This window comes from Pseudomonas sp. L-22-4S-12 (genome assembly GCF_009799935.1).
Lineage (GTDB): Bacteria > Pseudomonadota > Gammaproteobacteria > Pseudomonadales > Pseudomonadaceae > Aquipseudomonas.
In genome coordinates this window covers 157,186-183,878 of sequence record NZ_WELL01000005.1, presented here as the reverse complement: position 1 = coordinate 183,878, position 26,693 = coordinate 157,186, and the positions used below count along the sequence as shown (strand labels likewise).

28 protein-coding genes and 1 pseudogene are annotated in these 26,693 nt (G+C 66.6%); 14 read left to right on the top strand and 15 right to left on the bottom strand.

Annotated elements, in window-relative coordinates:
- The first annotated feature begins 295 nt into the window (after window positions 1–295).
- From ycaC to F3I16_RS13960, 3 genes and pseudogenes are all read left to right on the top strand, one after another.
- The gene (gene ycaC, locus F3I16_RS13965) at window positions 296–922 is read left to right on the top strand and encodes an isochorismate family cysteine hydrolase YcaC (protein WP_160494183.1); all 627 of its coding nucleotides are present in this window, start codon (window positions 296–298) and stop codon (window positions 920–922) included.
- Between the two features lie 566 nt (window positions 923–1,488).
- A pseudogene (locus F3I16_RS21095) lies at window positions 1,489–1,608 on the top strand (hypothetical protein); the annotation flags it as partial.
- A gap of 60 nt (window positions 1,609–1,668) precedes the next feature.
- Window positions 1,669–2,982: an FAD-binding oxidoreductase gene (locus F3I16_RS13960; RefSeq protein WP_160494182.1), complete on the top strand. Its 1,314-nt coding sequence runs from the start codon at window positions 1,669–1,671 to the stop codon at window positions 2,980–2,982.
- 120 nt (window positions 2,983–3,102) lie between these two features.
- On the opposite strand, the gene F3I16_RS13955 is transcribed toward F3I16_RS13960, so the two are convergent.
- Window positions 3,103–5,589 (bottom strand): EAL domain-containing protein, encoded by a 2,487-nt coding sequence (locus F3I16_RS13955; RefSeq protein WP_218573253.1) that lies wholly within the window; start codon window positions 5,587–5,589, stop codon window positions 3,103–3,105.
- A gap of 315 nt (window positions 5,590–5,904) precedes the next feature.
- Between F3I16_RS13955 and F3I16_RS13950 the strand changes: the two genes are divergently transcribed.
- The gene (locus F3I16_RS13950) at window positions 5,905–6,435 is read left to right on the top strand and encodes a hypothetical protein (protein WP_160494181.1); all 531 of its coding nucleotides are present in this window, start codon (window positions 5,905–5,907) and stop codon (window positions 6,433–6,435) included.
- A gap of 483 nt (window positions 6,436–6,918) precedes the next feature.
- Window positions 6,919–7,662 carry a polysaccharide lyase family 7 protein gene (locus F3I16_RS13945; RefSeq protein WP_160494180.1) on the top strand — a complete coding sequence of 248 codons (744 nt, stop codon included), beginning with the start codon at window positions 6,919–6,921 and terminating at the stop codon, window positions 7,660–7,662.
- Window positions 7,663–7,782: 120 nt separating this feature from the next.
- On the opposite strand, the gene F3I16_RS13940 is transcribed toward F3I16_RS13945, so the two are convergent.
- From F3I16_RS13940 to F3I16_RS13920, 5 genes are all read right to left on the bottom strand, one after another.
- Window positions 7,783–8,001, bottom strand: a complete 219-nt coding sequence (locus F3I16_RS13940) for a DUF3820 family protein (RefSeq protein ID WP_160078967.1) — start codon at window positions 7,999–8,001, stop codon at window positions 7,783–7,785.
- 95 nt (window positions 8,002–8,096) lie between these two features.
- Window positions 8,097–9,653: an alkyl hydroperoxide reductase subunit F gene (gene ahpF / locus F3I16_RS13935; protein WP_160494179.1), complete on the bottom strand. Its 1,557-nt coding sequence runs from the start codon at window positions 9,651–9,653 to the stop codon at window positions 8,097–8,099.
- 138 nt (window positions 9,654–9,791) lie between these two features.
- Window positions 9,792–10,355: an alkyl hydroperoxide reductase subunit C gene (gene ahpC, locus F3I16_RS13930; RefSeq protein WP_160494178.1), complete on the bottom strand. Its 564-nt coding sequence runs from the start codon at window positions 10,353–10,355 to the stop codon at window positions 9,792–9,794.
- Between the two features lie 177 nt (window positions 10,356–10,532).
- Entirely contained in the window at window positions 10,533–11,144 is a 612-nt protein-coding gene (locus tag F3I16_RS13925) for a PilZ domain-containing protein (protein WP_160494177.1), read from the bottom strand.
- A gap of 131 nt (window positions 11,145–11,275) precedes the next feature.
- Window positions 11,276–11,728: a PAS domain-containing protein gene (locus F3I16_RS13920; RefSeq protein ID WP_160494176.1), complete on the bottom strand. Its 453-nt coding sequence runs from the start codon at window positions 11,726–11,728 to the stop codon at window positions 11,276–11,278.
- Between the two features lie 104 nt (window positions 11,729–11,832).
- Here F3I16_RS13920 and F3I16_RS13915 point away from each other — a divergent pair, with 104 nt between their 5' ends.
- From F3I16_RS13915 to F3I16_RS13890, 6 genes are all read left to right on the top strand, one after another.
- Window positions 11,833–12,282 (top strand): flavodoxin, encoded by a 450-nt coding sequence (locus F3I16_RS13915; RefSeq protein ID WP_160078972.1) that lies wholly within the window; start codon window positions 11,833–11,835, stop codon window positions 12,280–12,282.
- A complete protein-coding gene (locus F3I16_RS13910; RefSeq protein WP_160494175.1) occupies window positions 12,282–12,749 on the top strand; it encodes a cupin domain-containing protein in 468 nt (155 codons plus the stop codon). The genes F3I16_RS13915 and F3I16_RS13910 overlap by 1 nt, the downstream gene beginning before the upstream one ends.
- Before the next feature lie 237 nt (window positions 12,750–12,986).
- Complete coding sequence (locus tag F3I16_RS13905; RefSeq protein ID WP_160494174.1) at window positions 12,987–13,769, top strand: class II aldolase/adducin family protein; 783 nt, start codon at window positions 12,987–12,989, stop codon at window positions 13,767–13,769.
- Window positions 13,766–14,677 carry an alpha/beta fold hydrolase gene (locus F3I16_RS13900; RefSeq protein ID WP_160494173.1) on the top strand — a complete coding sequence of 304 codons (912 nt, stop codon included), beginning with the start codon at window positions 13,766–13,768 and terminating at the stop codon, window positions 14,675–14,677. The genes F3I16_RS13905 and F3I16_RS13900 overlap by 4 nt, the downstream gene beginning before the upstream one ends.
- Window positions 14,656–15,198 (top strand): DUF1569 domain-containing protein, encoded by a 543-nt coding sequence (locus tag F3I16_RS13895; protein WP_160494172.1) that lies wholly within the window; start codon window positions 14,656–14,658, stop codon window positions 15,196–15,198. Before F3I16_RS13900 ends, F3I16_RS13895 begins: the two co-directional genes overlap by 22 nt.
- 125 nt (window positions 15,199–15,323) lie before the next feature.
- Window positions 15,324–16,235: an SDR family oxidoreductase gene (locus F3I16_RS13890; protein WP_160494171.1), complete on the top strand. Its 912-nt coding sequence runs from the start codon at window positions 15,324–15,326 to the stop codon at window positions 16,233–16,235.
- A 194-nt stretch (window positions 16,236–16,429) separates the two neighbouring features.
- On the opposite strand, the gene F3I16_RS13885 is transcribed toward F3I16_RS13890, so the two are convergent.
- Window positions 16,430–17,233 (bottom strand): SirB1 family protein, encoded by an 804-nt coding sequence (locus F3I16_RS13885; protein WP_160494170.1) that lies wholly within the window; start codon window positions 17,231–17,233, stop codon window positions 16,430–16,432.
- Between the two features lie 86 nt (window positions 17,234–17,319).
- Entirely contained in the window at window positions 17,320–17,649 is a 330-nt protein-coding gene (locus F3I16_RS13880) for a hypothetical protein (RefSeq protein ID WP_160494169.1), read from the bottom strand.
- Between the two features lie 261 nt (window positions 17,650–17,910).
- On the opposite strand from F3I16_RS13880, the gene F3I16_RS13875 reads away from it, so the two are divergent.
- Complete coding sequence (locus F3I16_RS13875) at window positions 17,911–18,735, top strand: ATPase (RefSeq protein WP_160494168.1); 825 nt, start codon at window positions 17,911–17,913, stop codon at window positions 18,733–18,735.
- Between the two features lie 58 nt (window positions 18,736–18,793).
- Here F3I16_RS13875 and F3I16_RS13870 read toward each other — a convergent pair whose 3' ends face one another.
- From F3I16_RS13870 to F3I16_RS13850, 5 genes are all read right to left on the bottom strand, one after another.
- On the bottom strand, window positions 18,794–19,843 hold the full coding sequence (locus F3I16_RS13870; protein WP_160494167.1) for an alkene reductase: 1,050 nt from the start codon (window positions 19,841–19,843) through the stop codon (window positions 18,794–18,796).
- A 22-nt stretch (window positions 19,844–19,865) separates the two neighbouring features.
- On the bottom strand, window positions 19,866–21,035 hold the full coding sequence (locus F3I16_RS13865; protein ID WP_160494166.1) for an MFS transporter: 1,170 nt from the start codon (window positions 21,033–21,035) through the stop codon (window positions 19,866–19,868).
- 57 nt (window positions 21,036–21,092) lie between these two features.
- A complete protein-coding gene (locus F3I16_RS13860) occupies window positions 21,093–21,398 on the bottom strand; it encodes a helix-turn-helix transcriptional regulator (protein ID WP_160494165.1) in 306 nt (101 codons plus the stop codon).
- A 178-nt stretch (window positions 21,399–21,576) separates the two neighbouring features.
- Entirely contained in the window at window positions 21,577–21,744 is a 168-nt protein-coding gene (locus F3I16_RS13855) for a rubredoxin (protein WP_160494164.1), read from the bottom strand.
- Entirely contained in the window at window positions 21,741–22,922 is a 1,182-nt protein-coding gene (locus tag F3I16_RS13850; RefSeq protein WP_160494163.1) for an alkane 1-monooxygenase, read from the bottom strand. The genes F3I16_RS13855 and F3I16_RS13850 overlap by 4 nt, the downstream gene beginning before the upstream one ends.
- Window positions 22,923–23,046: 124 nt before the next feature.
- Here F3I16_RS13850 and F3I16_RS13845 point away from each other — a divergent pair, with 124 nt between their 5' ends.
- Both F3I16_RS13845 and F3I16_RS13840 read left to right on the top strand, forming a co-directional pair.
- On the top strand, window positions 23,047–24,087 hold the full coding sequence (locus F3I16_RS13845; RefSeq protein ID WP_160494162.1) for an AraC family transcriptional regulator: 1,041 nt from the start codon (window positions 23,047–23,049) through the stop codon (window positions 24,085–24,087).
- A complete protein-coding gene (locus tag F3I16_RS13840) occupies window positions 24,084–24,680 on the top strand; it encodes an ACP phosphodiesterase (RefSeq protein ID WP_160494161.1) in 597 nt (198 codons plus the stop codon). The genes F3I16_RS13845 and F3I16_RS13840 overlap by 4 nt, the downstream gene beginning before the upstream one ends.
- Before the next feature lie 82 nt (window positions 24,681–24,762).
- Here F3I16_RS13840 and F3I16_RS13835 read toward each other — a convergent pair whose 3' ends face one another.
- Window positions 24,763–25,536 carry a lysophospholipid acyltransferase family protein gene (locus F3I16_RS13835; protein ID WP_160494160.1) on the bottom strand — a complete coding sequence of 258 codons (774 nt, stop codon included), beginning with the start codon at window positions 25,534–25,536 and terminating at the stop codon, window positions 24,763–24,765.
- Window positions 25,537–25,862: 326 nt separating this feature from the next.
- Window positions 25,863–26,618, bottom strand: coding sequence for an L-ornithine N(alpha)-acyltransferase (olsB, locus tag F3I16_RS13830; RefSeq protein ID WP_160083186.1), 756 nt, complete (start codon window positions 26,616–26,618; stop codon window positions 25,863–25,865).
- Between the last annotated feature and the right edge of the window lie 75 nt (window positions 26,619–26,693).

Genomic DNA, 26,693 nt, shown 5'->3' with positions numbered 1-26,693 from the left:
CGACCGAGCCAATAGGTTTTAGGCATCGGATTCATAGTAGTCAGGGAATCCGCACTGCATGACCGGTTAGTCGACATTCGACGGCGAGCCGCTGCCGGGAGCCGGCGAGTGTGCCGTGGCGGTGAAGGTTTTCCTGGCTGCCACTGGCCGCCTGGGCCTGCGGGAAAGGCCGGGCGTGGCCGACCGACGGTCATCCGGCGGCCCGGGCCCGGCCTAGTCTGGAAGGTCCGGCATCGCCGCGTTTGCGCCCCGTGCCGAGCGGCCGTGACGCCCACCCGCAGCAAGGAGAACCATCATGAGCACCCCCTACAAGCGCCTCGACAAGAATGACGCCGCCGTTCTGCTGGTCGACCACCAGGCCGGCCTGCTGTCGCTGGTGCGCGATATCGACCCGGACAAGTTCAAGAACAACGTGCTGGCGCTCGGCGACCTGGCCAAGTACTTCAACCTGCCGACCATCCTCACCACCAGCTTCGAGAGCGGCCCCAACGGCCCGCTGGTGCCCGAGCTCAAGGCGCAGTTCCCCGGCGCGCCCTATATCGCCCGCCCCGGGCAGATCAACGCCTGGGACAACGAGGACTTCGTCACGGCGGTCAAGGCCACCGGCAAGCGCCAGCTGATCATCGCCGGGGTGGTCACCGAGGTCTGCGTCGCCTTCCCGGCCCTGTCGGCCATCGCCGAAGGCTTCGAGGTGTTCGTCGTCACCGATGCCTCCGGCACCTTCAACGAGCTCACCCGCCAGAGCGCCTGGGAGCGCATGTCCGCCGCCGGGGCGCAGCTGATGACCTGGTTCGGCGTGGCCTGCGAACTGCACCGCGACTGGCGCAACGATATCGAGGGGCTGGGCGCGCTGTTCTCCAACCACATTTCCGATTACCGCAACCTGATCACCAGCTACAGCACCCTGACTGCCAGCCAGTGAGCCGGCCCGGCGCAACCCGGCCTGGCTGGGTTGCGCGGGTTGTCCCGCACGGGGGCGGCCAGGCGGCACCGGCATCAGGCCGGCGGGGCAGGGCGTTGCATTGTTTAGTCAGTGCGCAACTGAGCGTGTAAAAAATCCGATTTAACCAACGCTCGCTGGCGTGCGAGTCTGCTCGCCATGAGTTCCCCAATCCCGCATCCGCAGCTTTTGTCCAGTCCGTGCCAGTTCCCGGCCCGGGCCCGGCTCGGTGCCGAGCGGAGCAAGCCCCTGCTTGCCGAAATCCTCGCCTTCTGGGCGCTCTGGCACTGCCGCCACGCGCGCCCACCGGACGCCGCTTCAGCCCCGTTCTGAACCCAGGCGGCTGCGCCATGCCCGCAGCCCCGCGACCGACCCTATTGCCCGCCACGGCGCCTGCTCAGTTAGTGATCGGCAGGACTGCGTGGCCAGTGCGCGCCAGTGTGGCGCTAGCGAGCAACCGATGGATTTCGCCCCCGTGCAAGAGGCCCAGGAGTTCCTGGCCGCCAACTCCGATAGCGAGCCGTTCATCCTCGACGCCAACGGCGTGCCGCGCCGCGCTGGGTGAGGCATTCATCGGCGTGTACCTGGCGATCAAGCGCGCCGAGTACCGCCAGTTCATGGGCGAGGTCGGCGAGCAGGACTGGCGCTGGTACCTCACCCAAGCCTGACCCCTATTCTCCGCTCACCCGGTGCGCTCGACGCACCCCCATACAACAAGGAACACCGTCATGAACGCCGCGATCAAACCCGTGATACCCGCCGCCGAGCGCTGCCAGTCCTACTACACCGCCACCCTCAACGAGGAGACCGACTACCCGACCCTGCAGGGCCAGGTCAGCGTCGACGTGGTGATCATCGGCGGCGGCTTCACCGGCGTGGCCAGTGCGGTGGAGCTGGCCGAGCGCGGCCTCAAGGTGGCCATAGTCGAGAGCCACAAGATCGGCTGGGGCGCCACCGGGCGCAATGGCGGCCAGGTCACCGGCAGCCTGTCGGGTGACGAGGCCATGCGTACGCAGATGCGCAACAAGCTGGGCGCCGAGGTGGACGATTTCATCTGGCACCTGCGCTGGCGCGGTCACCAGATCATCAAGAGCCGCGTCGAGAAGTACGGCATCCAGTGCGACCTGCGCCACGGCCATCTGCATGCGGCCATGAAGCCGGTGCACATGGCCGAGCTGGAAGGCTCCTACGCCGAGGCCCAGCGCCGCGGCATGGGCGATGAGGTGAGCCTGCTCGACGCCGAGGGCGTGCGCGCCCACCTGGGCAGTGACCTGTACCTGGGCGCGCTGAAGAACACCCGCAACATGCACCTGCACCCCTTGAATCTGTGCATCGGCGAGGCCAAGGCCGCCGCCAGCCTGGGTGCGCTGATCTTCGAACATTCCGAGGTGCTGGAAATCGTCCACGGCGCCAACCCGGCGGTGATCACTGCCCAGGGTCGCATCGACGCCAAGCAGGTGCTGCTGGCTGGCGACGTGTACCACAAGCTGGAACCCAAGCAGCTCAAGGGCAAGATCTTCCCGGCCATGGGCGGCATCGTCACCACCAAGCCGCTGGGCGAGCTGGCCCAGGAGCTCAACCCGCACAACCTGGCCGTCTACGACTGCCGCTTCGTCCTCGACTACTACCGCATGACGGCCGACGGCCGCCTGCTGTTCGGTGGTGGCGCCAACTATTCCGGGCGCGACTCGCGCGATATTGCCGGCGAACTGCGCCCGTGCATCGAGCGCACCTTCCCGCAGCTCAAGGGCGTCGACATCGAGTTCCAGTGGAGCTGCGCCATGGGCATCGTGATGAACCGCATCCCGCAGTTGGGCAAGCTGTCGGACAACGTCTGGTACTGCCAGGGCTACTCCGGCCACGGCATCGCCACCACCCACATCATGGGCGAGATCATGGCCAACGCCCTGACCGGCAGCCTCGGTCAGTTCGACACCTTCGCCAGCTGCAAGCACATCAAGGTGCCGCTGGGTGACGTGTTCGGCAACCCGATGCTGGCCGTGGGCATGTGGTACTACGGGCTGCTGGAAAAGCTGCGCTAAGCCAATCGGGCACTCCGCTCGGCAGCGAGTCCGGCCGAGTAGGGGGCGCCGTGCGCACCAGCACCCCCGTGCCAGCCTCTGGTGCGCGCGGCGCACCCTACGCAGCGCTGGGGCTGCGGCTCAGCACTGCGCGGTCGCCGGCAGCAGGCCCTTGCTGCGCACCAGGGCATCGAATTCGGCGGCCGGCAGGGGGCGGCTGAACAGGTAGCCCTGGGCCTCGTGGCAACCCATCTTGTGCAGTTGCTGGCGCTGTTCGGCGGTTTCCACGCCTTCGGCGATGGTCAGCATGCCCAGGCTGTGGGCCATGCCGAGAATGGCCTGGACGATGCGCTGGTCGTGGCCGTCGCGGTCGATGTCGTGGACGAAGGACTGGTCGATCTTCAGCTTGTGCACTTCCAGCTGCTTGAGGTAACTGAGCGAGGAGTAGCCGGTGCCGAAGTCGTCGATCGCCAAGCGCACGCCGAGGTTGCGCAGGCGCTGCACCATCTGCACCACGCTGGCCGGCTTGTGCATGGCCACGCTCTCGGTCAGTTCCAGCTCCAGGCAATGGGCCGGCAGGCCGCTCTGGCGCAGCACCTCGCCGATCAGTTCGAACAGCCCGGGGGCGCGGAACTGGGCCATGGACAGGTTGACCGCGACGGTCATCTCCGTCGAGTAGCCCTGTTCCAGCCATTGCTGCATCTGCGCGGCGGCCGTGCGCAGAACCCACTCGCCGATGCGCAGGATCTGCCCGCTGTTCTCGGCGATCGGGATGAACTCGGCCGGGCTGATGAAGCCCAGTTGCGGATGCTGCCAGCGCAGCAGGGCCTCGGCGCCGACCAAGCGGCTGCCGTCGATTGACACCTGTGGCTGGTAGTACACCTGCAGCTGGTCCTGGGCCAGGGCGTCGCGCAGGGCGTTTTCCAGCAGCAGGATGCGCGCGGACTGCGCCTGCATCTCCTCGGTGAAGAAGGCCAGCTGGTTGCGGCCGTCCTGCTTGGCCCGGTACATGGCGATTTCGGCGTGGCGGGCGAGGGCCTCGAAACTGTTGCCGTCGGTGGGGAACATGGCGATGCCCACCGAGACGTTGACCTTGAGGTTGTTGCCGAGGACCTGGCAGGTGGCGTCGAGCTGTTGCTGCACGCCTTCGGCGAGGTGCGCGGCATCCTGGGCGTTGGCATAGGGCATGACCAGGATGAACTCGTCGCCGCCCTGGCGCGAAAGGGTGTCCTCGTCGCGCAGCAGGCTCTTGATGCGTTGCGCCACCTCGATCAGCAGGGCATCGCCGACGTGGTGGCCGAGCATGTCGTTGACGTTCTTGAAGTGGTCGAGGTCCATGAACAGCACGGCCAGGGGCTGCTGGTTGCGCTCGCAGAGGCCCAGCGCCTGCTCGACGCGGGAGGCGAACAGGGTGCGGTTGGGCAGGCCGGTGAGGCTGTCGAAGTGCGCCAGGTGCTCGATGTGCTGCTGGTCGTGCAGGCGCTGGCTGATGTCGCGGGCCAGCACCACGAAGTGCGCCTGGGCATCGTGGCCGAGGGTCGACACCGAGAGCTCGTAGCAGCGCATGCCGTCGTTGGCATCGCCCAGTTGCAGTTGCTGGCCGGTGCTTAAGCCCTGGCTGCGCGCTTCTTCAAGGGCCCGCCGGCAGCTGTCGGCGGCGTCCGGCGGCAGCAGCTGCAGCAGGTTGTGGCCCAGCGGCGAGCGCTGCAGGCCGAACAGCGGGCGTTGCTGCGGCGTGTGTACCTGCAGGCAGCGCCCGCTGGCGTCGAGTTCGAAGAGCTGGTCGGGAATCGCCTCGATCACCGCCTGCGAGTGCTTGCGCGTTTCGCTCAGGGCGCGGTAGGGCGCGGAGATGGTCTCGACGAACATCACCCGGTACAGCATCAGGTAGGCCAGCACCTTGTACAGGTGGCCGCCCAGGTTGTAGAGGTCGGTGGCCGAGGCGTAGCGGGTGAACAGCAGCTCGCTCATGGTCATGATCAGCAGGGCGCAGATCAGCAGCGCCACGTCGAAGCTGGTGCGCCGCCACAGGTTGCGGGCGAGCAGGGCGACGGTGAGCAGGTTGATGCCGATCACCCCGTACTCGGCGGCCAGCTTGAACGGGGTCAGGCCCTGGCCCTCGATGAAGGTGCGTGGCAGCCACTGCGGGTACCAGAGGAACAGGATGTACGCGGGCACCACCAGCAGCAACATGCCGAGCATCGGCAGCAGGCGCCAGCTGCCGTCGCCGGCCTGGGGTTCGCCGTCGGCCGGGCGCCAGGGCAGCCAGGCCACCAGCAGCAGGGCCAGGGCCGCCAGGTAGCGCGCCAGCAGCCAGAAGTGGATGGCTTTCTCGACCCCGTTGGGGGTGATGAAGTCGGGCATGCCGCGGTAGGACAGCATGTGGGTGAAGTCGGTCAGGGCCACCCCGAGGAAGGCGCAGGCCACCACCAGGATGTTGCGCTGGCGGTGCATGCGGAAGGTCGTCCAGCCGACCGCGAAGATCAGTGCGGAGATCACGATGGAAAGGGTTTCCAGCAGCTGGTGCCAGCTCAGGTAGTGGCGGCTGTTGGGTACCAGGGGGACGGCCACTTCGATCAGCAGCAGCCCGGCGAGCATGCAGCCCAACACCACCAAGGCCAGGCGCATCGAACTGCGATGTTGCGTGTGAATTGCGCTCAACTCTAGGATCACGCAGCATTTCCTTGTGGTGACGCAAGCGACCGACGCCTTCGCCGGTGTGCGAATAGAAATGTGATTGTGGCCATTTGATTGATTGCCAGTATTGCTGTCAATCAAACAAGGGTCTAACCACGGCGATATATTTTACCGGCGCGGGGCAGGCGGATTGCCGCGCGGCATTTCCCCGCCGAACCCGGGCTGTTTGCCGGCGCCGGGGACGGCCCTGAAACCCCTCGGGTTTCGCGCTATCCTGTGCGGCCGTGCCCGTCCCAGGATGCCCCCATGAAACAGCAACTCCTCGAATTCATCACCCTGATCAGCTCCGGCTGCATGACCGACGAGGAGATCGCCCGCATCGCCGACGAGGCCGCGCAGGCCTACGCCGATCCGGCCGCCTTCCTCGCCGCCAACCCGGACATCAATTACGACGACAGCTTCCCCATCCCGCTGGGCGAGTGGGTGGTGGTCGGCAGCCTGCCGGAAACCGTGCTGTTCCAGGGCGACAGCTACGAGGAGCTGCTGCAGCAGATCATCGAATCCTTCGGCCCGGATGTGCCGTTCAACATCAAGCCCAAGCAACTGGCCAAGGTCGAGCCGCTGAAGGCGCTCAACCGCATCCAGGTGCAGCTCTCCAGCATGTTCAAGGAGAAGGGCGGTTACGTGCTGCTCGACTTCAGCGAGCCGCTGGACGATGAACTGCAGGCGGTGCTGGTGTACACCAGCGACCTGCCGCGGGTCATGCAGCTGGCTGTCGCGCTGGGCATCTACGCCGCGCCGGCATACGAGACGCTGAAGGCGGCGCAGCAGGGCTGAGAACCTGTCTACGATCTCTTGATCGTCGGCCATGCTGCGTTGAAATTGGGCTCGGAAAGCGGCTTGCCGCTAACGCGCTTTAGCGCGACCCGGAGGGCGAGTGAAGCGAGTACTGCTCATTTACACCTCGTAAACTCCGCGTCCTCGCCCAATTGATTCGCTGGCGCTTACCCTGCGGGCCAGCCTACGGCTGTTACTCCCGTTGGTCGTTGCGCCTTGCCTGGCTCTAGCTCAAAAGATCGTAAAAAGGCTCTGAGGCACCCACGACGTCAACGCCAGTGGGCGCGGTTTCAGCCGCACAGGCGCGGACCACGAATCGTGTCGAGCAGCCCAGGTAATCACGTCGCGGCCTACCGTTGGTCTTCGCCGTCGGCGCTTGTGCTTGCCCTGGCGCTCGTCGCGCTGCATAAGAACTGACTGGCAGCGCCGCTCGCCTGATGCTGCGCCGCCCTGTTCGCCATGGCCCGGAAGGAGAGCATGCGCATGCGTCACACATGGATTGGCCTGGCCGGCCTCCTGTTGGTCGCCAGCTGCAGCACGGACCCGCAACGCGACTATGCCGCGCCGGGGCGCAACTACGACCTGACGCACTGGAAGCTGACCCTGCCGGATGCCGATGCCAGCGAGATCCGTCCCGACGAGCTGCAGGCCGGCTATGCCTCGCCCTACTTCCTCCTGAGCGAGAGCGGCGCCATGGTCTTCGTCGCCCCGGTGACCGGCGGCACCACGGAAAACGCCAAGTACCCGCGCGCCGAGCTGCGCGAGCTGCTCGATCCGGCGGACGACAGGCGCAACTGGTCCGGCACTGGTCTGCACCGGCTCAAGGCCAGCTGCCGGGTGATCCAGGCGCCCAGCACGCAGAAGATCATCGTCGGCCAGATCCACGGCTACGATGCCCGCCCGCTGATCAAGCTGCAGTGGCAGAAGGGCCGGCTCAAGGCACTGGTCAAGCGCCACCCCGAGGGCGATGACAGCGACCTCAGCCATCTGTTCAGTACCGCGGTGAACCACGACCTGTTCTCCTACAGCATCGACGTGCGCGATGGCGTGCTCAGCGTCGAGGCCAACGGCGAACGCTTCCAGCACGACTTCTACGCCAGCGACCCGGCCTGGCGCGAGGTGCGCTTCTACTTCAAGGCCGGCGCCTACGTGCAGGACGAAGAGGGCGGCGCCGGGGAGCAGGGCGAGGTGCATTTCACCGAGCTGGCGGTCCAGCACCAGCCGTAGCGGTAAAGACTGTGCGGCAGTGCTCGCCAGGCTTCGCGGCTGAAGCCGCTCCTACAGGGGCCCGCCTGCCACACCTGTGACGGGATTGGCCTCAGAGGCTGAAACCGCTGTCGATGGGCATCAGCGCCGGCCCTGGCGCAGCGGGTCGAGCAGCGGCTTGAGGCCGTTGTGGTCGATCTCCTGCATCAGCGCCAGCAGGCGGCCGATCTCGCCCTTGGGGAAGCCTTCGCGGGCGAACCAGTTGAGGTAGTGGCCGGGCAGGTCGGCGAGCAGGCGATCCTTGTACTTGCCGAAAGGCATGGTGCGGGTGACCAGCAGGAGGAGGTCTTCGGGGTTCATGGGCGGACCGGATGCGGGGGAGGGCGACAGTGTGCCCGTTGCGGCGCTCATGAAAAAGGGCCCCGAAGGGCCCTCTGTCTGTGCGGTGCAGTCGATCAGCTCTGGCGGATCAGGTGGTCGAAGGCGCTCAGCGAGGCCTTGGCCCCCTCGCCCACGGCGATGACGATCTGCTTGTAGGGCACGGTGGTCACGTCGCCGGCGGCGAACACGCCGGGGATGTTGGTGGCGCCCTTGGCGTCGACGATGATCTCGCCACGCGGGGTCAGCTCCACCACGCCTTTCAGCCAGTCGCTGTTGGGCAGCAGGCCAATCTGCACGAAGATGCCTTCCAGCTCGACGCTGTGCAGCTCGTCGCTGTTGCGATCCTTGTACACCAGGCTGTTGACCTTCTGCCCGTCGCCTTTGACTTCGGTGGTCAGGGCACTGGTGATCACCTTGACGTTCGCCAGGCTGTGCAGCTTCTTCTGCAGCACGGCATCGGCCCGCAGCTGGCTGTCGAACTCGATCAGGGTGACGTGGCTTACGATGCCGGCCAGGTCGATGGCCGCCTCGACGCCGGAGTTGCCGCCGCCGATCACCGCCACGCGCTTGCCCTTGAACAGCGGGCCGTCGCAGTGCGGGCAGAAGCACACGCCCTTGGCCTTGTATTCCTGCTCGCCGGGAACGCCCATCTCGCGCCAGCGCGCGCCGGTGGAGAGGATCAGGGTCTTGGCCTTGAGGCTGGCACCGTTGTCGAACCGTACCTCATGCAGGCCGCCGGCGCTGCTGGCCGGAACCAGGGCGCTGGCGCGCTGCAGGTTCATGATGTCGACCTCGTATTCGCGCACATGCTCTTCCAGGGCGCGGACCAGTTTCGGGCCTTCGGTTTCCTTGACCGAGATGAAGTTCTCGATGGCCATGGTGTCCAGCACCTGGCCGCCGAAGCGCTCGGCCGCCACGCCGGTGCGGATGCCCTTGCGCGCGGCATAGATGGCCGCCGCAGCGCCGGCCGGGCCGCCGCCGATGACCAGCACGTCGAAGGCGTCCTTGGCACTCATCTTCTCGGCATCGCGGTTGGCTGCGCCGGTGTCGATCTTGGCGAGGATTTCCTTCACTTCCATGCGCCCGGAGGCGAACACTTCGCCGTTCAGGTAGATGCTCGGCACGGCCATGACCTGGCGGCGCTCGACTTCGTCCTGGAACAGCGCGCCGTCAATCGACACGTTGCGGATGTTGGGGTTGAGCACGGCCATCAGGTTCAGCGCCTGGACCACGTCCGGGCAGTTCTGGCAGGACAGCGAGAAGTAGGTCTCGAACTCGAACTTGCCTTCGATGCTCTTGATCTGGGCGATGGTCTCGGCGTCCAGCTTGGACGGGTGGCCACCGACCTGCAGCAGGGCCAGTACCAGCGAGGTGAACTCATGGCCCATGGGGATACCGGCGAAGCTGACGCCGATATCGGCGCCCGGGCGAACCAGGGCGAAGGACGGACGGCGGGTATCGTTGCCGTCGGTCTTGAGGGTGATCTTGTCGGTCAGGCCGACGATGTCTTGCAGCAGTCCGAGCAATTCCTGGGACTTTTCGCCGTCATCGAGGGAAGCGACGATCTCGAACGGCTGGGTGACCTTCTCGAGGTAGGCCTGCAACTGGGTTTTAAGCGTGGCGTCCAACATGACGAAGTTCCTTTTATACAAATTGCGGACAAACAAACGCCCGGGCGGATCGCGCCCGGGCGTTCGGGCACTTGGAGGGTTGGATCTCAACCCGCAAAGCGCAAGGCGATTGGGGCCGGGACGGCCCCAGGCAGATACTTAGATCTTGCCGACCAGGTCCAGGGACGGAGCCAGGGTCTTCTCGCCTTCTTTCCACTTGGCCGGGCAAACCTGACCCGGGTTGGCGGCGGTGTACTGGGCAGCCTTCAGCTTGCGCAGGGTTTCCGACACGTCACGGGCGATTTCGTTGGAGTGGATCTCCACGGTCTTGATCACGCCTTCCGGGTTGATCACGAAGGTGCCGCGCAGGGCCAGGCCTTCTTCTTCGATGTGCACGCCGAAGGCGCGGGTCAGGGCGTGGGTCGGGTCACCGATCAGCGGGAACTGGGCCTTGCCGACAGCCGGGGAAGTCTCGTGCCAGACCTTGTGCGAGAAGTGGGTATCGGTGGTGACGATGTACACCTCGGTACCGGCCTTCTGGAACTCGGCGTAGTTGTTGGCGGCGTCTTCGATCTCGGTCGGGCAGTTGAAGGTGAAGGCTGCCGGCATGAAGATCAGTACCGACCACTTGCCCTTCAGGGACTGCTCGGTGACTTCGATGAATTCGCCATTGTGGAAGGCGTTGGCTTTGAAAGGCTGAACTTGGGTGTTGATGAGGTTCATCAGTGAACTCCTTCAGGGGGTTGGTAACTTGATGGGGGCCATCCTAACGGGATTGGCCCGATTCTCTTAATTGATTGAGGGCATGGTGGTGATTGCTTTGGCCTATATCTTAGTCCGGGGCGCGGCCCAAGTGTGGCAGAAAACTGTGGCAGTTCATGGCGCGGCGGGGGCGCAGGGTCAGCTGCTGGCCTGCAATTGCGGGTTCTGCTGGCGGTACTGCTCGAAAATGAACTGGCGGATGCGCTCGCCATGCTCGCCGTCCTCGAACTGCAGGCTGTAGGCCACCCGCTGGCCACTGGCCTGGCGGATGCGCCGGGCGCTGACCTGCAGCGGTTCCTGCTTCGGCAGGGGTAGCCAGAGAACGAAGTCATCCGGCAGCGCGGCCTTGCCACGCCGTCCGACCAGCAGGCTGTCGGGGGCGAGTTCATGCACCCGCAGGTCGGTAGCCGCACCCGTGTGATCCAGCAGGATCAGCGGCTTCTTCAGGCTCAGGCGCCAGGGGCGGCGGGTCGCCCCGTCTTCGTAGATGTCCGGCGCGCCGAGTTCCAGTTGCAGGCTGTGCAGCTCGTCCTCCACCAGGTGCAGCGGGAAGGACATGTGGTAGTTGTCCAGATGCGCCTCCAGATTGAGCCGGGCATGCTGGCCCAGGCGGCCGAGCAGGGTGTCGGCCAGAGCGCCGCCCTCGACCTTGACGGCGGAGGCGTGCAGGGGCTTGCCGCTCAGCTGGCTGCTGAAGATCTGGCGGATGAAGTCCAGCTCTTCGCTGGATAGGACATTGTGCTCGGACATGCTGCCCTCCGTGGGGCATGGACTACTTTGTCGCAAGCAAGAATCACACCCTGCCGCCCACCTGCTCCGGGCGGATCGCTATCCGGCCCGGTTACGGCGCGTCGACAGACGCCAAGGCGGCCTGGCTGGGCTCAGCCGGAAGTCTTGAGTGCTGCGAGCTCATCCTTGAGACGGCTGACCTCGGCCTCAAGTTCCCGAACCCGCTGCTTGGCTTGCACTTCTTCGCTGACATCCTTCTGGATGCCGATGAAATAGGTCAGCTGGTCGCCTTCGTTGAACACCGGGGTGATCGACAGTTCGTTCCAGAAGGCGCTGCCATCCTTGCGGTAGTTGCGGATGATCTGCCGGCACGGCTTCTGGCTGCGCACGGCCTCGCGGATGGCGGTCAGGCCGGCCTGCTGGCGGTCGCTGCCCTGCAGGAAGCGGCAGTCCTGGTAGAGGATGTCGTCGCTGCTGTAGCCGGTCAGGCGCTCGAAGGCGGCGTTGGCGTAGATCAGGATATTGTCGTCGCCTTCCTGCTCGGCGACCACGATGCCGTCGTTGGATGCATTCACCACCAGTTGCAACAGTTTCGCATTGATCATCGCGCAAGTTCCCCATCCGTATCTGCAGCATTCTATGGCATCCCGGGTGGCTGTCCACTTGCGGCATAATGGCCGGCGTTTATCAGCATGTTTCGGAGTTCTGCATGAAAGTCGCCATTCTGTCCGGCTCGGTCTACGGCGCCGCCGAAGAAGTTGCCCGTCGCGCCGTCGAGTTGCTCAATGCCGCCGGTTTCGAAGCCTGGCACAAGGCCGGAGCCAGCCTGGCCGAGGTGCAGGCCTTCGCCCCCGAGGCGCTGCTGGCCGTGACCTCGACCACCGGCATGGGCGAGCTGCCGGGCAACCTGCAGGGCTTCTACTACGAGACCCGCGACCTGTTCCCCGCCTGGAGTGGCAAGCCCTTTGCCGTGTTGGCCCTCGGTGATTCCAGCTACGACACCTTCTGCGGCGGTGGCGAGCTGATGCGCGAGCTGTTCGCCGAACTGGGCATGCGCGAGGCGCTGCCGATGCTGCGCCTGGACGCCAGCGAAAGCGTGACCCCGGAAGACGACGCCCAGCCCTGGCTGGGCGAGCTGGTCGCGGCCCTGCGCGCCTGATGCACCCGCGCGCCGCCGAGCTGATCCGCGAGTTGCAGCTGGTCGCCCATCCGGAAGGTGGCTATTACCGCCGCCTGTTCACCTCGACGCAGCTGTTGGCCGATGGCCGCGCGGCGTCCAGTGCGATCCTCTTCCTGCTGCCGGCCGGCGCGGTCAGCCGTTGGCACCGGGTGGATGCCGACGAGCTGTGGCACTTCCATGAGGGCGAGCCGCTGCAGCTGTTGAGCGCCGTAAGCCCGCAGCAGGTGCAGGTCGAGCGCCTGGGCCCGGTGGCGGCGGGGCAGTTGCCGCAGCGCGCGGTGCCGGCGCATGCCTGGCAGGCGGCGCGCAGCCTAGGCGCCTTCAGCCTGGTCGGCTGCACGGTGGCGCCGGAGTTCCGTTTCGAGGGTTTCCGCCTGCTCGCCGATGATGCGCAGGCCCGGCAGGACTGGCCGCTGCTGGTGCGCGACTACCCCGAACTGCTCTGACCTTTAGAACCTGTTTACGATCTCCTGGCTCGCGGCCATACCGCGTTAAAAGTGGCCTCAAAATGCTCATTTACATGTCGTAAACTGCGCTTTTTCGGCCACTTTTGCCTTGTCTGGCTCTAATCCAGAAAATCGTAAACAGGTTCTCAGGGCCACTAAGCTGGCCTGCAAGGCGACTAGCCGGCCACTCGGTGAGCGCTAGACTCCTCGGCACAACCACAAGCCGAGGATTGTCCGATGACCGCTGCCCAAGCCCTGCCTCAACTGAACGTGCGCGACCAGGTTTCCGCCGCCGAGTGGCAGACCCGCGTCGACCTGGCCGCCTGCTACCGGCTGATCGCTCTGTATGGCTGGGATGACCTGATCTTCACCCATATCTCGGCCAAGGTGCCCGGCACCGAAGACTTCCTGATCAACCCCTACGGCCTGATGTTCCACGAAATCACCGCTTCCAGCCTGGTCAAGGTCGACCTGGCCGGCAACAAGCTGATGGACAGCCCGTTCGACATCAACCCGGCCGGCTATACCATCCACAGTGCGGTGCATGAGGTGCGTCACGACGCCACCTGCGTGCTGCATATCCACACCCCGGCAGGCATCGCCGTGTCCGCACAGAAGCAGGGCCTGCTGCCGTTGTCGCAGCAGTCGCTGTTCGTCCTCTCCAGCCTGGCCTACCACGGCTATGAGGGCGTGGCCCTGAACCATGACGAGAAGGCCCGCCTGCAGGCCGACCTGGGCGACAAGAACTTCATGATCCTGCCCAACCATGGCCTGCTCACCGCCGGCGGCAGCATCGCCGACACCTTCCTGATGATGTTCATCCTGCAGCGCGCCTGCGAGATCCAGGTGATGGCGCAGAGCGGCGGCGCTGAGCTGATCCACATCCCGCAGCAGATCCTGGACGGTGCCAAGGCGATGATCGCCGGGGTGATGAAGAGCCCGCAGGGCATGGGCGGAGCGCTGCCCTGGCCGGCCCTGCTGCGCAAGCTCGATGCGCAGATGCCGGGCTACGCCGCGTGACGGCGCTGCCGGGCATCGCCCTGGATGAATGGCGGGCGCAGGGGCAGGGCTTCACCTTCAAGGGCCACGCCATCCGCTACTGGGTGGCGGGGGCGCTGGATGCCGAGCCGCTGCTGCTGATCCATGGCTTCCCCACCGCCAGCTGGGACTGGCACCGTCTGTGGCAGGCACTGGCGCAGAAATACCGCGTCGTGGCTTGCGATATGCTCGGCTTCGGCTATTCCGCCAAGCCACGCGGGCATGCCTATAGCCTCTTGGAACAGGCCGACCTGCAGCAGGCACTGCTGGCCCAGCTGGGCATCGCCGGCCCCGTGCATGTGCTGGCCCACGATTACGGCGACAGCGTGGCCCAGGAGCTGCTGGCACGGCACCACGAGGGGCGCATCCAGCTGGTCAGCTGCGTGTTCCTCAATGGCGGGCTGTTTCCGGAAACCCATCGCCCGGTGCTGATGCAGAAGTTGCTGCTCAGCCCCCTGGGGCCGCTGCTCGGCCAGCTGTTCTCGCGCGGCAAGCTGAAGAGCAACCTGTCCAAGGTGTTCGGCCCGCACACCCCGCCCAGCGAGGCGGAGCTGGACGCCTTCTGGAGCCTGATCGCGCACAACGACGGCCCGGCGGTGATGCACCGGCTGATTCGCTACATGCCCGAGCGCCGCCAGCAGCGCGAACGCTGGGTGGCGGCCATGCAGAAGGGCGGGGTGCCGCTGCGGGTGATCGATGGCGCGCGCGACCCGATTTCCGGGGCGCACATGGTGGCGCGCTACCGCGAGCTGATTGCGAACGCCGACACCCTGTTGCTGGAGCAGATCGGCCACTATCCGCAGACCGAGGCACCCGCAGAGGTGCTCGCTCACTATCTGCAGTTCCGTGACCGGCTGGAGGCCAAAACATGCAGCGACGTACTGTCTTGAAGGGGGCCGCCGTTGGCGGTGCAGTGGTGCTGGGGGCGGGATTCTGGGCGTTGCCCACGGGCGTGGCGCCGGCCGCACTGACGCTGGAGGGCGCGCAGCAGGCGCTGGTCGAGCTGGCCAGCCGCGAACTGAGCAGCCTCAAGGGCTGGAGTCCGAGCGAGGTATTCAACCACTGCGCGCAGAGCGTCGAGTACTCCATGGACGGCTACCCGCAGCTCAAATCGGCCTGGTTCCGCCACAGCGTCGGGCCGCTGGCCTTTAGCGTGTTCAATGCCCGCGGCGCCATGCGCCACCCGCTCGATGAAGTGATTCCCGGTGCCGCGCCCCTGGTCGAGCCGGCCAGCAGCGTGGCCGCCATCGCCCGCCTGCAGGCGGCGCTGGTGCGCTTCGCCGCCCATGCTGACGAGCTGCAGCCGCATTTCGCCTATGGCGCCCTCAGTCATGCGGAGTACACCCAGGCCCATGTGCTGCATCTGTACAACCACCTGAGCCTGATCCGGGTGGCGGATAAAGCTGCCTGATCTTAGGGGGCTGGGATTATCCCGCTGCCTTATTGCCCACCATTCAGTCGTGCGGCAGATGATTGCCGAGTGCCGGCCCCTGCTGGACACTCGGGGCCTTTTCCACCTGCCGAGGTAGCTGTTTCATGAGCGAAGCCATCCGTTTCGAAGACAAGGTCGTGATCGTCACTGGCGCCGGTGGTGGTCTCGGCCGGGCCCATGCTCTGCTGTTCGCCAAACATGGCGCGCGGGTGGTGGTCAACGACCTGGGCGGCAGCACCCACGGCGAGGGTGCCAACGCCTCGGCGGCGGACAAGGTGGTGGCGGAGATCCGCGCTGCCGGCGGCACCGCGATCGCCAACCACGACTCGGTGACCGACGGCGACAAGATCGTGCAGAACGCCCTGGACTGCTTCGGCCGCGTCGACGTGCTGGTGAACAACGCCGGCATCCTGCGCGACAAGTCCTTCCACAAGATGGAAGACGCCGACTGGGACCTGGTCTACAAGGTCCATGTCGAAGGCGCCTACAAGGTCACTCGCGCCGCCTGGGCGCACCTGCGCGAGCAGAACTACGGGCGGGTGATCTTCACCGCCTCCACCTCGGGCATCTACGGCAACTTCGGCCAGAGCAACTACGGCATGGCCAAGCTCGGCCTGTACGGCCTGACCCGCACCCTGGCCATCGAAGGGCGCAAGAACAACATCCTGGTCAACGCCATCGCCCCCACCGGCGGCACGCGCATGACCGAAGGCCTGATCCCGCCGCAGGTATTCGAGCAGCTCAAGCCGGAGCTGGTCAGCCCGCTGGTGGTGTACCTGGGCAGCGAGCAGTGCCAGGACACCTCCGGCCTGTACGAAGTGGGCGGCGGCTGGATCGGCAAGGTGCGCTGGGAGCGCAGCCTGGGAGCCGGCTTCGACCCCAAGGCCGGCTTCAGCCCGGAGGACGTGGCGGCCAGCTGGAAGCAGATCGGCGACTTCGAAGGCGCCGTGCACCCGGACGACAACGTCACCGCCCTGCGCGAGATGATGGCCAACCTGCAGAAGTACGCCGGCTGAGGCGGGCGCAAGGCGGGATGGATGGACCAGAAGGCCGGCAGTGATGCCGGCCTTTTGCATGGTCAGTTGCGGCCATCGCTCGCAGGTGATATCGGGCAGGAGTGCTGGGTAGGTTGGCGTTGAGCGTAGCGAAGCCCAACAGTCGGGCAGGATCGTTGGGCTTCATCGCGTTGCTCCTCAACCCAACTTACACCTCAGTGCAGCGCCGGCGTGCGCCCCAGCTCGCGCAGGCGCTGGCCCAGGCGCAGCCGCTCGGGTTCGTCGTCGCACAGCAGCAGGGCGCGCTCCAGGTCGAAGCGCTCGGCCTGCGGGCAGTCCAGCTCGCGGTAGATGGCTGCGCGCAGCAGGTGGTCGGCGACATTCGGTGGCGCCAGCAGGAGGATGCGCTCGGCGTCCTTCAGCGCGGCCAGATGCTCGCCGGCGGCGCCATGCAGATGGCACAGGTTGCGCGACAGGCGCAGCAGCAGGGCGTGGGCGTCGCAGGTCAGCAGATGGCCGGCGTTCAGTTCGGCCGCCGGCCCGGCGACGCGCAGCAGCAGTTCGCGGCAGTCGCGGGTGTACAGGCGGCGGCCGTTGCACGGGTCGAGCAGGTGATCGGCGCCGGGCACGCGCAGCAGCAGATGGCCGGGAAAGTTCACCGCCTGCAGCGGGATGTCCAGCTGGCGGGCCAGCTCCAGGGCGATCAGCGCCAGCGACAGGGGCTGGCCACGGCGGCGTTGCAACACCCGGTGCAACAGCGCGGCCTGGGGCCGGGTGGGCAGGTCGTCGTCTTCATGGAAGTCCAGCTCGCCCAGGCGGCGCAGCAGCGGCTGGGCCAGTTCGGCGGCGGGCAGGTGTGGCAAGCCGGCGGCCACCAGTTGGCGCAGGTTGGCGAAATCGCGCAGGACCTGAGCCGGCTGCAGCTCGGGATCATGCTCGGCGGCGATCTGCAGCGCCGCCTCGAACAGCGCGGGCGGCTGCGCGTGCAGGCAGTCGAGCCAGGCCGGACGTGAGGTCATCGTGGTCTCCTGAAGCGGCGAACCGTATGCCTAGCTTGTAGCGCGCGGCGTCAGACTCGTCCAGTCGGCAGGCAGACCCCGCGGCTTCAGGCGTAGACGCGCTGGCCGCGATACATGCGCACGGTGCCGCGCGGCGTTTCGTCGCTCGCGGCGGCCGCCGCGGCCGGCTCGTCGGCCAGCGCCTGGCCGCGGTATTGCCGGGCCGGGGCGCTGGGCTCGGCCGCGCTCTGGAAGTCGCTGAGCTCGGCCAGGCGAATGCCGAGGTTGCGGGTGTCCTGGTCGGCGGAGCGCAGGCAGGCCATCAGCATGGCTTCCACGGCGTCCGCCTGGTTGAGGTGGATATCCACGGCGAGTTCGTCGCGCAAGCGCCGGCGCAGCGCCTGCATGCAATCCAGTACGGCCTTGTTCAGTTCCATGCCCGATCCCCCTAGCAGTTCAAGCGTGCCCGCCGGCAGCTGCCGACCGGCCTCTGCGCGTTGCCACGCCTGGACTTTTGCAAGCGCCGTACCAAAAAGCCCGAGCCGCGAACTGTGCGGCCTTTCACAGGTCTATGGCTGCGCGGCTGCCCGCCACTGGTGCGTGTTGCACTGCCCTGGCGCGACGCTGAAGCGCAGCCGACTAACCGGTATACTGCCGGCTCTGTTTTTTGCCGCCGTGCTTTCCCTGAAGGTTTACCCATGCGCAACGATGCCCGCGACGAACTCGACCATATCCCCAGCCTGACCGCCGGCGGCCGCAACCAGGACGATTTCGCGCCGGTGCATGCGGCCCCCGCCGATCATGTCCAGCCACACCACGGGCGTGCCCAGGCGGCGCCGGCTAAGTCTTCCGGCAGTACCGGCGCGCTGTGGGCGCTGGTCGGCGCCCTGGCCATCGCCCTGGGCGCGCTCAGCTGGTGGAGCCTGCAGCAGATCGCGCTGATGGAACAGCAGCTGGTGGCGACCCAGGAAAGCTTCGTCAAGATCAGCGAGGATGCCGCCGGGCGTATCCAGGACATCTCCGGCAAGGTGGTGGCCACCGAGTCCAACGTCACCACCGACAGCGAGCAGCTCAAGCTGCGGGTCAAGCAGCTGGAGAACAAGCTGGCCGAGCTGGGCAAGTCGCAGCAGAACGTGGCCGGCCAGCAGAGCGGCCAGGGCAAGCGCATCGAGCAGCTGGCCACTGAGCTGAAGAGCCAGAAGACTGCCACCGGCCAGTTCGATAGCCGGCTGGACAAGCTGGCCAGCGAGCAGAAGGCCGGCCTGGCCGGAGTCGGTCAGCTGGAAGGTCAGCTCAAGAGCCTGAGCGGCGATGTCGAGGCACTGAAGAAGCAGGGCAATCCGAACCAGGCCATCGGTCGCCTGGAGCAGGACCTGCTGGTGCTGCGCAGCGAACTGGACAACCGCCCGGCGCCGACGCAGAACACCGCCGAGTTCGACGCCTTCCGCGCGCAGATGACCCGCAACATCAGCACCCTGCAGGCGCAGGTGCAGAACCTGCAGCAGCAGATCAACGCCCGCTGAGTGCCCACCGCATGAAAAAAGCCCCGCATCTGCGGGGCTTTTTCGTTTCAGCGCAGCGTCACAGCCGCGGGTAGTCGATATAGCCTGCCGGGCCCTGGGCATAGAACAGTTCCGGACGGGCCTCGTTCAGCGCTGCGTCGCTGGCCAGGCGCTCGACCAGGTCCGGGTTGGCGATATAGGGCACGCCAAACGCCACCGCATCGGCCTTGCCCTCGGCCAGCCAGGTGTTGGCCTGAGCCTTGGTGAAGCGCTCGTTGGCGATGAACACGCCGCCGAAGGCTTCCTTGAGCTGCGGGGTCAGGCTGTCATCGTCGATCCGCTCGCGGGCGCAGATAAAGGCGATCTGGCGCTTGCCCAGTTCGCGCGCCACATAGCCGAAGGTCTCGGCACGGTTGCTGTCGCCCATGTCGTGCAGGTCCGCACGCGGTGACAGGTGCACGCCGACGCGGCCGGGCTCCCACACGCTGAGCACCGCATCGGTGACTTCCAGCAGCAGGCGCGCGCGGTTTTCCAGGCTGCCACCGTACTGGTCGCTACGCTGGTTGGTGCTGTCCTGGAGGAACTGGTCGAGCAGGTAGCCGTTGGCCGCGTGGATTTCCACGCCGTCGAAGCCGGCGGCCTTGGCGTTCTCCGCGCCGCTGCGGTAGGCCTCGACGATCTCGGCGATTTCCTCGGTTTCCAGGGCGCGCGGGGTGACGAACTCCTTGATCGGACGCACCAGGCTGACATGCCCGGCCGGCTGGATCGCGCTCGGCGCCACCGGCAGTTCGCCGTCCAGGTACAGCGGATCGGAGATGCGCCCGACGTGCCACAGCTGCAGGACGATGCGCCCGCCGTGGGCATGCACGGCGCTGGTCACGTTGTGCCAGCCACGCACCTGGTCGTCCGACCAGATGCCGGGGGTGTCCGGGTAGCCGACGCCCATCGGCGTGACCGAGGTGGCCTCGCTGATGATCAGCCCGGCCGAGGCGCGCTGCACGTAGTACTCGGCCATCAGCGCGTTGGGCACGCGGCCGGCGTCGGCGCGGCAACGGGTCAGCGGGGCCATGATGATGCGGTTCGGCAGTTCGAGGTCGCCGATCTTGATGGGGTCGAAGAGTGTGGGCATGGGATGGATCTCCGCGGGTGGGTCAGTTGGGGACGGCGATGGCAGCGCCAGAGGCGTTGCCGACAGAGAAGGTCAGCAGGGTGGCGAGCAGGGCCAGGCCGGCCAGCACCGCGGCGGCCAGCGGCACGCTGGTCAGGCCCAGGCCCTGGCTGATGACCAGGCCGCCGACCCAGGCGCCGAGGGCGTTACCCAGGTTGAAGGCGCCGATATTCAGGGTTGAGACCAGGTTGGGCGCGGCCTGGCCGAAGGTCATCACGTTGATCTGCAGCGCCGGCACGGCGGCGAAGGCGGCGGTGGCCCAGAGGAACAGGGTGATCTCGGCCGGGATCAGCGCCTGGCTGGTCCAGCTGAACAGGCTGGAGAGCAGCGCCAGGGCGATGAACACGCCGCACAGGGTGGTCGCCAGGCGCCAGTCGGCCAGCTTGCCGCCGAGCAGGTTGCCGAGGGTCAGGCCGAGGCCGATCAGCAACAGGCTCCAGGTCACGCCGCTGGGCGACACGCCGGTGACCTCGCCGAGCAACGGGGCGATGTAGGTGAACAGGGCGAATACCGCGGCGGAGAACAGTACGGTGGTCGACAGCGCCAGCCAGAAGCCGAGGCCACGCAGGGCGGCCAGCTCGCTGCGCAGGTCGGCCGGCTGTTCGTCGCGCTTGGCCGGCAGCACCCGCCACAGGCCGATCAGGGCCAGCACGCCGATGACCGTCACCGCCCAGAAGGTCGAGCGCCAGCCGGCGTATTGGCCGAGTGCGGTGCCCAGCGGCACGCCGAGCACGTTAGCCAGGGTCAGGCCGGTGAACATCAGCGCCACCGCCGAAGCCTTGCGGTTTTCCGGCACCAGGCTGGCGGCGACCACCGAGCCGATGCCGAAGAAGGCGCCGTGGCAGAGGGCGGTGACCACCCGGGCGATCATCAGCAATTCATAGTCGCCGGCCGTGGCACACAGCAGGTTGCCGAGGATGAAGATGCCCATCAGCGCCAGCAGGGCGGCCTTGCGCGGCCAGTTCGAGGTGACCATGGCCATGAACGGCGCGCCGATGGCCACGCCGAGGGCGTAGCCGGTGACCAGCCAGCCGGCGCCGGGAATGCTCACGCCGAGGTCGGCGGCCACCTCAGGCAGCAGGCCCATGATGACGAATTCCGTGGTGCCGATGGCAAACGCGGACAAAGCGAGGACGAGAAGCGAAAGCGGCATGGGCCGGCTCCTGAAACGGGGTCAACGGATTGGCCTGCCGAGGGGCAGGCTGGGTGCTTAGAGTTGGTTGCTGAAGTCTTTCAGAAAGGCCTGAATGACCTCCTCGTTGCGCTTGAAGAAACTCCACTGGCCGACCTTGCGACAGGTCACCAGGTTGGCCCGCTGCAGGGTGGCGAGGTGGGCCGACACGCTCGACTGCGACAGGCCACAGCGTTCGAACTTGCCGGCGCATACGCCGAATTCCAGCGGGTGTTCCTGGTCGGCGAAATGCTTCTGCGGCTCCTTCAGCCACTGCAGGATCTCCCGGCGTACGGGATGGGCCAGGGCCTTGATGATTTCGTCGAGGTCGAGCGGGGTATCCATGACGCGTGCTACCGGCATATCGAGATGGGACGAACTCTATATCGGCTCAGTCCGATATGGAGATCGTTTGCGCCGATACTGATTATCGACAGGGCTGATGCGTTCGGCGTGGGTAGTGCGGGCAGGCGCATGGCGGCAGCGAATCCATTCGCTGCCGCACAAGAGGGGAGAACGGCTGCTAGTCCTCCAGCTTGGAAAAGTCCACCTTCACCCGCACCGCGCAGTCCGGGCAGGTGAAGGTGTCTGGCAGTTCCTCCCAGGTGGTTCCAGGCGCGTAGCCCTCATGGGGTTCGCCGTGGCGCTCGTCGTAGCGGTAGCCGCATTCCGGGCACTGGTACTGGCTCATGCCGCGTGCTCCTGCAGGCCATAGCGCTGCATCAGCTGCTCACGCAGGCCGGGCTGGAAGTTGATCCGCGAGGCATCGCCGTGCACCGCCGCCAGCAGGCGCGGGTTCATCACGCGGAACCACAGCGGCGGGCAGTAGGCCAGCAGGTACATGCCGAAGTAACCGCTGGGCAGGCGCGGCAGGTCGGGAAAGTTGCGCAGCGACTGGTAGCGCCGGGTAGGGTGGGCGTGGTGGTCGGAATGCCGTTGCAGGTGGAACAGCGCCCAGTTGGAGAACAGATGGTTGCTGTTCCACGAATGCTGCGGCTGGCAGATCTCGTAGCGGCCGTTGTCCAGCTTGCGGCGCAGCAGGCCGTAGTGTTCCAGGTAGTTGGCCGAGGTCAGCTGGAAGCCGCCCCAGAAGGCCGTGAGCAGCAGGTAGGGCAGCAGCACCAGGCCGAACACGGCGAGCAGGCCTCCATACAGCACCAGGCTGATCAGCGCCGGTTGCAGCACTTCATTGTCCAGGCTCCACACCGATTTATTGCAGCGCGCCAGGCGCTCCTTTTCCAGTTGCCAGGCACGGCGGTAGCCACCGGGCATCTCACGCAGGAGGAAGCGGTAGATGTGTTCGCCCATGCGTGAGGACGCCGGGTCGACCGGGGTGGCCACGTCGCGGTGATGGCCGCGGTTGTGCTCGACGAAGAAGTGTCCGTAGCAGCACAGCGCCAGCGCCATCTTGCCCAGCCAGCGCTCCAGTTCGCTCTTCTTGTGGCCCATCTCGTGGCCCAGGTTGATGGCGAAACCGAGGCCGCCACCGGTGGAGATGATCATCGCCAGCACGCCATACCAGGGCAGCCCCTGGGTGGCGACGAACATCGCGTTGAGGATAAAGCCCAGCCACAGTAGCGGCACCAGAAGGTAGGTGATCCAGCGGTAGTAGGCGTCGGCCTCCAGGCCCGGCACCGCCGCTTCCGGCGGGTTGCTCTGGTCCTCGCCGATCAGCGCATCGAGCAGCGGGATGCCGAAATAGAAGAACAGCGGCGACAGCCACAGCCAGAACGCGTTGGCCGAAACCAGCAGGTACAACGCCGGGCCGAGCAGGCCGAGGCTGGGCACGAACAGCGACATCAGCCACAGGTAGCGCTTGCGGTCGCGGTAGGGCTGAGCCAGGGTCGGGGTGGGCGCGAGGGTCGTCATCTTGTTATCTCCAGAGGTTCTTTGACCTGTAGCCAGACTGCGCCTGTCTGGGAAGATGACCTACCGTTGTGCCGGGCAATTAATCGTCATATGGTGACAGCTCGACTGGCTGGCGGAGCATGCCATGAGCTCGACCGTCTCCCCGCTGCAACCCTGCCTGCACCCGATCTACGCGCGGCTGCTGTGTGCCGCGTTGCGCCAGCGCGGCTTCGACGAGGCGCAGATCCTGTTTGGCACCGGGCTGGACTGGGCGCAGCTGCACAGCGACAACCGCTCCCTCAACTTCGCTCAGGTGCAGCGCCTGGTGCGGCGTGCCGTGCAGCTCACCGACTGCCCCTGGCTTGGCCTGCAGGTCGGCTGCGCGACCCAGGTTTCCGCCCACGGCCCGGTCGGCTACGCGGCCCTGGCCTGCGCCGATCTGCGTGGCGTGCTGCAGGTGCTCGAACGCTTCAGCGTGTTGCGCCTGAGCAGCCTGCGCCTGACCGGTTACCTGGAAGGCGAGCGCTATTGCGTGCGCGCCGACGAGGAGTTCGATCTGGGCGATGTGCGCGAACACATCCTGGCGACCATCGCCGGCACCTTTCTGCGTCTGCTGGAGGCGGTCTGCGGCGCCTTGCCGGTGGGCGAGTTGCGTTTCACCTTTCCCTTCGCCGAGCCGGCCTGGGGCGCGCGCTACCGCGAGCTGCTCGGCCCGGGCGTGGAGTTTTCTGCCGACTGCTACAGCGTCAGCCTGCCGCTGGCGTGGCTGGATCGACCGAGCCTGAGTGCCGACCCGCAGGCTGCGCGCATCGCCCTGCGCGACTGCGAACACCAGTTGCTCGGCGTGCGCGAAGGCGGCGACTGGACCACCCGCGTGCAGCTGCGCCTGCTGGCCTGCGAGGGACGCTACCCGACCCTGGGCCAGCTGGCCGACGAATATCACCTGTCCGAACGCACGCTGATTCGCCGCCTGCGCGATGAGGGTGGCAACTACCAGCAACTGCTCGACGAGGTGCGCCAGGAGCTGGCCTGCTGGCTGCTGTTGAACACCCCGCTGAGCGTCGAGGCGGTAGCTGAGCGCCTGGGCTATCAGGACACCAGCAACTTCAGCCGCACCTTCCGCCGCTGGCTGGGGATGACGCCCAATGCCTGGCGCAACGGCCAGCTCGCCGTGCCCACGCCATGAACTACCTGGCCCATCTGCATCTGGGCGGCGACCAGCCCGAACAACTGCTGGGCAGCCTGTATGGCGACTTCGTCAAAGGTCGGCTGGAGGGGCGCTTCCCGCCGCAGATCGAGGCCGCCATCCGCCTGCACCGGCGCATCGATGTCTTTACCGACAGCCACCCGCTGACCGCGCAAGCCCGTGCGCGCTTCCCGGCCGAGCGCCGGCGTACCTCGGGGATTCTGATCGACCTGTTCTTCGACCACTGCCTGGCCCGGCACTGGCAGGACTATGCCGCCGAGCCGCTGCCGCAGTTCACCGCGCGGGTCTATGCCGTGTTGGCCGAACAGCCTGAGTTGCCCGCGCGTCTGGCGCATATCGCCCCGCGCATGGCGCAGCAGGACTGGCTGGGCAGCTACCGCGACTTCGCCGTGCTGGAACAGGTGCTGGGGGGCATGAGCCGGCGCCTGTCACGCCCGCAACTGCTGGACGGCGCGATGGCCGAGCTGGAGCGCCTGTATGAGCCGTTGCAGGAGGATTTCCGCGCCTTCTATCCCGAGCTGCGGCGCTTTGCCGGCCAGGCAATAAACCGCGACCCAGCCCTGCCGTTGTAGGAGCCAGCTTGCTGGCGATGCTTTACCGCACGGGCTACCAACAGATCGCCAGCAAGCTGGCGCCTACAGGTGTGCGGTGATTTCAGGCTGCTTGCTGAGCTGGCTCACTGAGCTCGCCGAACAGTGCCACGTGCACCGCGCGCTGCGCCTGGCGGGCCAGGGCGTTGCGCTCCAGGCCGTGGCTGGCGATCGGTTCGAGCAGCTGGATCTGCACCCTGCTGCGCTCGCCGGCGAACAGACGCAGCAGGTGCGAGGGCAAATCGTCGTCGCCGATGAAGGGCGCAATTGGATCGGGCTGACCCGCGCGCAGGTAGCGGATCGCCACCGGTTGCACGGGCATGCCGGCCTCGATGGCGCCGGTCAGCAGGCGGCCGTGGAAGGTGCGTACCTGCTGGCCGTCGGTGGTGGTGCCCTCGGGGAAGATCAGCAGTGCATGGCCGCCCTGCAGGTAGCGTTGCAGCTGGCGGGCGAGCAGGGCGCCATCACCGGAGCCTCTGCGGATAAACAGGGTGCCGGCCTTGTGTGCCAGCCAGCCGGCCAGCGGCCAGGTGCGCACCTCGGCCTTGGACAGGAAGGACAGCGGCAGCAGCTGGCCGAGCAGCGGGATGTCGGTCCACGACACATGGTTGCTGAGCCACAGCATCGGCTCGCCGGGCAACTCGCCCTGCACCTCGACATCGAAGGGCAGGGCATTGCTCAGCCGGCGCAGGAACCAGCAGGTCAGGCGCTGGCGCAGGCCGAGCAGGTCGTGGCGGCGCAGGCGTTCGGCCAGGGCGACAGCGCTGGCCAGCAGCAGGCCGAGTAGCAGTACGGTGCCCAGGCGAGCCAGGCGCAGGTAAAGGCGAAGTCGATTCATCGGTGAGCCTGGTTTGGGGCGCCCGCAAGTGGCTGCTCGCGGGCGCTATGGGTAATGAATGGCTATGTACCCGTTTCGGGTTGCACCCGTCTTCGAGCTTTTGTGGGAGCGGATTTATCCGCGATAAACAGGCCGCTCAGAGGCGGCCCCGATCGCGAATGAATTCGCTCCCACGAGCAGCCAGAGCAGCCGGCGTAAGCACTTGCCCCAAACAACAGTGCTGCGCAGCAACACGTTACGGCTACATAACCTAATGAATGGTTGGGCCCTCTCTCTCTACCTCCTGCATCCATGCAGTCGTCTCCCACCAGTGGGCGAGGGGCGGTTTAGACCGCGGCCTTGAAGTGCCGTGCATAGCGCGGGCACAGCTCGTCGCGCTTGAGCAGGATGAACACGTCGGCCACCTGGAAATCCTCGTCCCAGCACGGTTCGCCGCAGATCTTCGCGCCCAGGCGCATGTAGGCCTTGAGCAGCGGCGGCATTTCGGCGATGACGTTGCCCGGCACATCCAGGCTCGGCAGCGGCTTCTTCGGTTCGGCGCGCAGGTGCTCGTTGCACAGGTAGCGCTCGCGCAGGCGCTGCATGATCGCCTGGGCCTGGATGCCGCCGTCCTGCATGGGGATGCTGGCGCAGCCCATCAGGTAGCGGTAGCCACCTTCGTTGAGCACCTCGGCCAGCTCGCTCCACAACACGGCGATGGTGCCGCCGTTGCGGTAGGCCGGGTCGACGCAGGTACGCCCCAGTTCCAGCACCGGCCCTTCGAGATGGGCCAGGCCGTGCAGGCAGAACTCCTCCTCGCTGTAGAAGCGGCCCAGGCTGGCCGCGGCGCGGTGGTCGAGCAGGCGGGTGGTGGCGACCAGGCGGCCGCTGTTGAGGTCGCGCACGCCGATGTGCTGGCAGTGCGGGTCGTAGTCATCCATGTCCAGGCCGAGTTCGGCGCCATTCAGTTTGGCGTCGAATTCGCTGCTGAATACGCTGTAGCGCAGGGCCTGGGCCTCGCGCAGGGCGGCGGCCCCGAGCAGGCGTTCGGCGTGCAGGCGGCGTTCGGCAGTGGTGTCGCGGGTGCGTGCGCTCTCGGTCATCATGTAGCCTCCGTAAGCCGGCCTTCAAAGAGTTGCGGCCAGTCGACTTTGTTGGGCAAGCTCAGGCTAGGTAGA